Origin of the sequence: Thermococcus sp., from assembly GCF_027012695.1 — an archaeon.
In the GTDB taxonomy this organism is placed as follows: domain Archaea; phylum Methanobacteriota_B; class Thermococci; order Thermococcales; family Thermococcaceae; genus Thermococcus.
Genome location: NZ_JALUYR010000080.1, coordinates 1 through 7,653, shown reverse-complemented (window position 1 = coordinate 7,653; position 7,653 = coordinate 1). Strand labels below are relative to the sequence as shown.

The 7,653-nt window shown below is 55.0% G+C and carries 9 protein-coding genes; 4 read left to right on the top strand and 5 right to left on the bottom strand.

Annotated elements, in window-relative coordinates; translation table 11 throughout:
- Nucleotides 1-827 (bottom strand): hypothetical protein (locus MV985_RS06365; protein WP_297464479.1); only part of this gene is annotated, 827 nt, incomplete at its 3' end.
- 78 nt (nucleotides 828-905) lie between these two features.
- Nucleotides 906-1,367, bottom strand: a complete 462-nt coding sequence (locus MV985_RS06360; protein WP_297464477.1) for a DUF1931 family protein — start codon at nucleotides 1,365-1,367, stop codon at nucleotides 906-908.
- Between the two features lie 98 nt (nucleotides 1,368-1,465).
- On the opposite strand from MV985_RS06360, the gene MV985_RS06355 reads away from it, so the two are divergent.
- The 3 genes from MV985_RS06355 to MV985_RS06345 are packed head-to-tail and all read left to right on the top strand — an operon-like array spanning nucleotide 1,466 to nucleotide 3,647.
- A complete protein-coding gene (locus MV985_RS06355; RefSeq protein ID WP_297464475.1) occupies nucleotides 1,466-2,056 on the top strand; it encodes a molybdenum cofactor guanylyltransferase in 591 nt (196 codons plus the stop codon).
- Between the two features lie 44 nt (nucleotides 2,057-2,100).
- Entirely contained in the window at nucleotides 2,101-2,889 is a 789-nt protein-coding gene (locus MV985_RS06350; RefSeq protein WP_297464473.1) for an ABC transporter ATP-binding protein, read from the top strand.
- Nucleotides 2,886-3,647: an energy-coupling factor transporter transmembrane component T gene (locus MV985_RS06345; RefSeq protein ID WP_297464471.1), complete on the top strand. Its 762-nt coding sequence runs from the start codon at nucleotides 2,886-2,888 to the stop codon at nucleotides 3,645-3,647. The genes MV985_RS06350 and MV985_RS06345 overlap by 4 nt, the downstream gene beginning before the upstream one ends.
- Here MV985_RS06345 and MV985_RS06340 read toward each other — a convergent pair whose 3' ends face one another.
- Together MV985_RS06340 and MV985_RS06335 are read right to left on the bottom strand one after the other, a co-directional pair.
- On the bottom strand, nucleotides 3,648-4,286 hold the full coding sequence (locus MV985_RS06340) for a hypothetical protein (RefSeq protein WP_297464468.1): 639 nt from the start codon (nucleotides 4,284-4,286) through the stop codon (nucleotides 3,648-3,650).
- Between the two features lie 55 nt (nucleotides 4,287-4,341).
- Nucleotides 4,342-4,731: a hypothetical protein gene (locus tag MV985_RS06335; protein ID WP_297464466.1), complete on the bottom strand. Its 390-nt coding sequence runs from the start codon at nucleotides 4,729-4,731 to the stop codon at nucleotides 4,342-4,344.
- 101 nt (nucleotides 4,732-4,832) lie between these two features.
- Here MV985_RS06335 and MV985_RS06330 point away from each other — a divergent pair, with 101 nt between their 5' ends.
- Nucleotides 4,833-5,639 carry a DUF63 family protein gene (locus tag MV985_RS06330; RefSeq protein WP_297464465.1) on the top strand — a complete coding sequence of 269 codons (807 nt, stop codon included), beginning with the start codon at nucleotides 4,833-4,835 and terminating at the stop codon, nucleotides 5,637-5,639.
- Between the two features lie 3 nt (nucleotides 5,640-5,642).
- Here MV985_RS06330 and MV985_RS06325 read toward each other — a convergent pair.
- Nucleotides 5,643-7,653, bottom strand: a 2,011-nt coding sequence (locus MV985_RS06325; protein WP_297464464.1) for a DEAD/DEAH box helicase, incomplete at its 5' end; no start/stop codon positions are given.

Here is a 7,653-nt window from a genome sequence, read left to right as displayed (position 1 = left end):
CTCAGGAGCCAGACCGCCAGTAAAATGAAAAACAGGCCAACTGCGATTGTCTTTAGATCGATGTTTCGTGTGTTCCCTCCAATTTCGAGAGCACTCAGGTTTCCGTTGTAGATGTAGAGCGTCCCGTTTGACGCGACTATGCATTCCCGCCCGTTGCAGTCTATTGCCTCGCAGGAATCCCTTATCTCCTTTGTGCCGTTCCGGGAGTGCTCGATAAAACCGCTGGAACACAGAAGGATTTTGCCGTTAAGGACATCAAAATCCTCCGCGCAGTTCTCAAGTTGTAGAACCCTTCTAAAAGTCCCGCCGGAGTAAACGTAAACCCCTGTGCAGTTCATAAGATAAAGCCTGCCTTCCTGCGCCTTGACCCTTACGCCGTTAATCGAACCACATGGAATTGTTTTCTCAACGCTTCCGTTCTGAGAAACCTGGAGAAGGGAGCAGTCGCCAATCATCGCCGATTCCGAGATCGGGATGTAATAACTCCCGTTCAGGTATGCAAAACCCCTGCACTCGTAGCTGTGCATCTTAAAGAGAGAGGAACCATCAAGGGTTTGAACTACCACGCTGTCCGGGACGAAGGTTTCAATCAGCCACTCGCTCCCGTTCCAGGCTAAGCCACAGGGTTCTCCGATAATATTCATCTTCCCGGTGCTGACCAGCTTTCCTCCGCTTACGATCAGGAGAGAGTACGTACCATTTCCTTCCTCAAGAACGCCCCAGGAGCTTTCGTTGTGGGCTATGAGGATTATCCAATCCCCTGGGGCAGAAACGAGGGGGGTCATGAGGAGGACGAGAAGGGAAAGTACCGCACGTTTTCCGTTCATGGTGATTCCTAAGAGTGCCCGCTTAAAAATAAATCCCCAGTGCATCAAAGAAAGTGGAATTAAAAGAGAGTTGCGATTTCAAAGCGTATAGTCCAGAACCTTCTTTGCCTCCTCGATGTGCTCGGGGTAGACGTTCTTGATCTCGGGGTGAAGGGCCTTGATGACCCTTCCGATAAGGACGAAGAGCGTTCCCGCTATAACCGGAAGCTCGTTTACAACGTCCTCCTCGAGCGGGATGTCCCCGGGTATCTTCCTGAGAACGTACTTCCTGATGGGCTCCATCTGGACTTTCTCGTCCTCGATAACGGCCCTGAACAGCTCCATTGAGGATCTGAATCCCTTAGTTATGGGGATGTGGCGGAACTTTATGGTCTTGGAGCGCTCCTCCTTGGCGTTCCTGTAGGCCACCTCAAAGAGATCCGCCAGCTTCTTCTCCGCTATCTCCATCATCTCCTCGGCGCGCGGCTTTATGACCGCGAGCTCGCAGGTTCTCTTAAGGATCTTCTGAAGCTGCGGATAGGGGATTATCATCTCTGCCATCTCGTTCACCTCCTTTTTCCAGGGATCGTTGAGGCGGGTCGGCTTTAAAGATTTCGGTGGACGGGAGGTTTTTAAACGCATCCTCAGAGGGTAGAACCATGAAGGGCCTTATACTCGCCTTTCCGGAGAAGCGCCGGGAAAACTACACCCTGCCGGTGAACGATGAGCCTGTGGTAAAGATCACCGAGAAACGGCTGCTGATGAGCAAGCGAATAGACGACGTTCTCACGGTTGTAAGGAAGGACAGGCTGAAAACCTACTCCCTCCACGTCCTGAATCCCCTCCCGGTGAGCGCGAAGAATAAAACCGAGGCCCTTTTGAGGGCGATACCGGGAGAACCCTTCTTCCTGGTCGAGGGCAATATGCCGCTCGTGATGCCATTTCTCGTAAACTACCTCGTCGGCCTCTTCTACGAGAGCGAGCCGGAGGCGCTGATACCCGTCTGGAAGGACGGGAGTGCGGAGGTCACCCACGCCATCTACGAGCCAGACGCGCTGAAGGATGCAATAGAAGCGGCTTTAGCAGAGGGCCACAGAAACCTGGGCAGGATAACGGAGTTCCTCGACTACAAACCGATCTCAATCGAGGAACTGGCAAAGAGGAACCCCAAGGTAACTCTGAGCTTCTTCAAGGTCAGGACGCCCCTGGATGTGCGCTTTGTCGAGGAAACACTAAAAACCTCCCCGTGAGTTTCCCATGCAAACCTTTTAAAGCGCTTCTCCAACTTCTCACGATGATCCGCGTTAGGGACCTTCACTTCGCCTACGACGGCCGGGAGGTGCTGAGGGAAATAGACCTCGACATGGAAAGTGAGGTGGTGGCCCTAGTGGGCCAGAACGGGAGTGGAAAGACCACCCTCGCGAAGCACCTCAACGGCCTTTTAAAACCGACGAAGGGGAGCGTTGAGGTTGACGGACTCGACACGAGGGAGCACACCGTCGCGGAGCTGAGCAGAAAGGTTGGCTACGTCTTCCAGAACCCGGAACATATGTTCTTCGAGGAGACCGTCTTCAGGGAGGTTGCCTTTGGACCCAGGAACCTCGGGCTTGACGAGGATGAGGTGGAGAAGCGCGTTAAATGGGCCCTTAGGTCTGTAAACCTGGAGGGCTACGAGGACAGAACACCCTACTCCCTGAGCGGAGGGGAGAAACAGAGGCTGGCAATAGCCTGCATCCTGGCCATGAAACCCCGTTATCTAGTCCTGGACGAACCAACAACGGGTCTAGACGCTAAGAACGGCGAGAGCGTTATCAGGACAATAGAGAGGCTCCATTCCGAAGGTCATGGAATACTCCTCATAACCCACGACATGGAGCTCGTTCTGAGACTCGCGGAAAGGGTCGTTCTGCTCCACGACGGGAGAAAGGTCTTCGACGGCCCCGTGGAGGAGTTCTTCTCCCTCGACCTCCACGATTACGGGTTGGATAAACCCGAGGTTCTCCTGCTGGGGGAAGTTACGGGTGTGGGCTTCGTGAGGAGTGTTTCGGAGCTGGTGAAAGCGCTCGCGGGTGATGGGGAGTGATGTACCCCTTCTACCCGCAGAGGGATTCCCTCCTGAGCTCCCTCGACCCGAGGGTCAAGATAATCGGAACCGCCCTCGGAATAGCATCCATAATGCTCTACAACGATCCGAAGGTGCTGCTACCGCTGTTTCTGCTCTTCGTTCTCGTCGGAAAGTACCTCGGGGGCATCTCCCTCCGGGAGCAGCTGGCACTGATGAAGCCACTCCTTCCAGTTGTCATCATAACGATCGTCGTGTGGCCGGTCATATATAAACCACGGGTGATGGGCCTTCTATTTGGAATAACCTTCGCCGTTAGACTGCTGACCTTCGCCCTCCTCACCTTCCTCCTGCTCATGACGACGAGCCAGAGGGAGCTCATCCTGGGGTTCGTGAAACTCGGCATACCCTACGAATTTGGACTGACGATATCCATAGCCCTCCGCTACATCCCGACCCTGTACATGCTCTCAAGAAACATAATGGACGCCCAGAAAAGCCGCGGGTGGGAGATTGAGAAGGGCAGCTTCATCACGCGGGCGAGGAAGATGACCGCCGTTCTCATACCGCTCCTCGTGGCATCGCTCAAAACGGCCCACGAGCTCAGCATAGCCCTCGAGAGTCGGGGTTTCGGGGCATCGAAAAAGAGAACATTCCTTTACGATATTCGGATGAGACGGAGAGACTACATTGCCATGGGGATTATAGTCATTCTCTTCGCCCTGAGCCTCTACGCGCGCTACGGTCTCGGGATAGGTCACGTGGAGCTTCGATACTGATTACCCGAGAAAGGGTCTGACGAGCGAATCCGCGGGAATCGAGTGGTCTCCAACGGCTGCCACGTACTCAGCGGGAGCGCGGAGAATCGTCAGGTTGAGTCTGTGGTGACCCCTGTAGGAGCTGGCCCTGAGAACGGCGAGGGTCTCAAAGAGTTCCGGGAGGTCGTAAAGGCGAGCGAACTCCCCGGAAAGGTCAAGCTCGTTAAGGTCGAAGGTGAAGTGGCTGAGAACGAGGATGAGGCCCTTCTTATCCACTATCCTCCTGATCTCAACGAGTCCCTCCCCGGAGCGACCGGGCAGTGCAGGAAAACGTGAAACGATGACCAGTGAGCCCTTCTCAACCCCTTCCAGTGCGCTGATCAGCTCGTCAACGGAGTAAACGTTACCCGCGTAGAGATTCGAGAGGTCGTCCACCATCTTCCTGAGGTGTCCAATGGAGAGAAGACCCCCGGGCCCTAGATGATAGACGGGACCCCTTTCCAGCGCGGAGGCGATGAGGTGGTGGGTGAAGACCGTTTCTGCGAGCCCATCCGTAAAAATGAATCCCGACAGGCTCCCCTCCTGAAGGGCCAGGGGAAAGGAATCGAAGGGCTTCACCTCACCGACCTCGAGGTCCGCGGGTTTGAGGAACATGACCATGCTGGATCGTTGGTTCTGAGAATATTTATAGTTTTCTGGGAGAATGGAAAAGATATCAGAGGGCCGAAAGGGTTCCGAGGGCGAAGAGGCCGATGGCCGCGAGAATGCCCACCACGAGGATCGCTATGATCGTCGCGAGTAGCCATGCGAGGAAGGCCTTCAACCAGCCCGTCTCAAAGACAGTCTTTATGACCCACAGGTTGGCTATGAGCCCGAGGATGGGGGCAAGGGGCGGGAGGAAGAGTGAGGTCAGTGCAGCCACTATAAAGGCCAGTATGCCGCCGCCGAGAATGGCTATCATGGATCTACCGATTGAGGCCTTTTCGATCCCTATCACCTTTCCCGCGAGCCACAGGAATACCGCGGCTATGAAGAGTCCCAGGAAAACCGCCACCACACCCATCGCACCCAGCTGGAGCAGGGGATTGTGCATGTACCCGTACATAGTACCACCATCAATCCCTCGCCCCCATACTATATAAACGTTCCAATTCGCCGATCCAAAGGGTTTTAAGGCACCCCTCCGATGGCAATGGGGGGTGGAAGATGCTGGAATCACTGGCCCACAGGCTGGCGGAGTTCTTCTATATCTACTTCTGGGAACCGATGTTCACGAGGAGCGGATACAACCCGATAAACACGCTCGTATACGCCCTCATGCTGGGCTTTGGCGCGATATACACCTATAGGTACGTACTCAAACCCCTGAGAATACGGATAGACGAGAATATGTTCATAGCGGTGACACTCATGGTCATCTTCGGGGCCACCGTCAGGGCCCTCGTGGACGGCGGAATACTCCCCAAGCATCCGCTCCTCCTGACACCGGGAATATTCTTCACGACCTTCCTGATCATGCTCCCCGTCATTGTGATTGATGCAAAACTCAAGCTATATCCGAGGCTGACCTTCGCCTGGGGCCTCATTCTCGCCATCTGGGCCAACTACCTCCTCGTCACCCACGCCAGGAGCTGGGAGCCCTACAAGCTGACGCTCCTTCACACGGTAGTGTCCTGGATACCGGTTCTCCTCTACTATCGGTGGAGACCCTTCGACCGGCTCTACCTCTACGCGGTTTTAGCTCACTACTTCGACGTGGCCTCGACCGTTGTCGCGATCCACTACTACGGCTACCGTGAGGTTCACTGGCTTGAGAACATCCTCGTCCAGCACTTTGGGGCCTACATCTACTACCCCTGGATAACACTCATCCTCATCGTCGTCTACTACGGTCTCCAGAAGCTCGTGACTGACGAGGAGGAGAGACACCTATGGTACCTGATGGTCTACGTCCTCGGCCTCGGGCCTGCCATCAGGGACCCCGCGCAGCTGGTGCTCCAGATAGGGGGCTGAGCTTCAACCGGTTCTCTTTCCCCCATCCGGCTTTTTCCGGACAGAAAGTTTCTTCCCCGGTTTTCGGTAATCCTCCCTCTTCCTCCTGGTGCGGTCCCCCAGTGTTCTTCCCTCCTCTATTTCCCTCCTCAGCGTTTTCGCTTCTTCCTCGGCCTTCCTCACGCGGAAGACCCTCGCGATTCTCTCTATGGCCTCAAGCTTTCTCACCACTCCGTCGAGCCACGTGAAAACGTCACCAGGATAGACTATCAGCTCGTAAACCTTCCTGAAATGCTCCGCTATCTGGGTCGGGTGCTTTCCGCTCCTGCGGAGTTCTATGATAAGGTTCCCAACGCGCTCCATCGCGTATTCGGTGCAGTCCTCTTCACCGCACATGAAGAACTCCTGGTAGATTGTGAAGAGCCTCTCGGCCGCGTTCGGACTCAGCTCCGGAATAACCTTGTCGAGCTCCTCTAAAATCGAGGCGAAGCTTGGGGAAAAGACGTTCGCACTTAAGCGGCCCCTAACTGCTCCCTCAAGTTCTCTCTGGAGCGTTCCGCTCAAATAGAGGTTCTCGAAGGGGAGCAGTTTGAGGGCAATCCAGCGGACTGGCTTCTCCCTCAGGTTCTTCCTTATAAACTCGGCCTCCTTCGGCAGGAGAAAGCTCATACTCACGGCTCTTCCATAGGGGGTGACCTCGACTAAAGGGCCCCTAAGCTTTACGAGCTCGAACTCCTCCAGCTTCTCAAGGACCTTCTCAGCGCTCTGGTTCGCCCCGAGGCATCTCGCCTGAACTTCCTCGATGACGTCAAGTCCCTTAAAGACGCAGGAGTGAGCTAAGACGTTGTCCTGCTCAAGCTCGTCGCTCCACTCAACGGTGACGGGTTCTATCGGAGCCGTCAAAAGCTTGAAGGCCACCTCTTCCTCCGTTCCCTCCATTTGAGCAGAGTACTTCCTGCCGGGTTCGACGATTAGGTAAACTTTGCCCTTCTCGTGGTAGAGCGGTCTGCCGGCCCTTCCAAGCATCTGGTGGAATTCCCTGACGGTGAGCCATTTGTTGCCCATCGCGAGGCTCTCGAAGATGACCTGCGAAGCCGGAAAATCAACACCGGCCCCGAGTGCCGCGGTAGTGACCACCACGTCGAGCCTCTGAGCCAGAAACTCCATCTCGGTAAGCTTCCTCTGCTTGTATGGTAAACCGGAATGATAGGGCTTTGCTCGAAGACCCTTGCTCGTTAAATATGCGGAAAGCTCGTGGGTTCTCTTGCGCGAGAATGTGAAGACTATCGTCTGGCCCTTGTAGCCCTGCTTCGACTTCCTCATCGCCTCGGCCCTACAGAGGTTCGCAATGTGCCTCCACTTTTCCGATTCATTGCGGGCGATGATTATGTGCCTCTCCAAATCCACGGGCCTCTCGTCATAGAGGAGGAGCTTTAGGCCGAGTTCTTTCGCAAGCTCCTCCGGGTTTCCGACGGTTGCACTTAAACCTATGAACTGGGCCCTTGGATAAAGCCTCCTCAGCCTCGCGATTAAGCCATCCAGGCGGGGCCCGCGCTCCTCATCATCCAGCGTGTGAATCTCATCTACCACAATCGTCCCGACGTTGCCAATCTTCCTTCCAGCTCTGAGGAGATAGTCTATCCCCTCGTAGGTTCCCACTATTATGTCAGCATCTATTCCTGTATCAACGACCACGAGCTCGTCCCTCGTCTTTATACGGCTCATTCCAACGCGAATAGCCACGCGGAGGCCGAGCTTCGAATAGCGCCTCTTAAAGTCCTCGTACTTCTGGTTTGCTAAAGCAACGAGCGGAACGAGGAAGAGCATCTTTTTGCCTTCCATCGCCTTCGGAATTCCAGCCAACTCGCCGATGAGGGTCTTTCCACTAGCGGTTGCCGAAACGACGAGGAGGTTTTCCCCCTCGAGGAGGCCGTTTTTCACGGCCAAACTCTGAACCGGGAGGAGTTCCTTAACGCCCTCCTTTTTCAGGACTTCCTTAAACTTCTCAGGAACGGAAAGCTCATCAACCTTAATC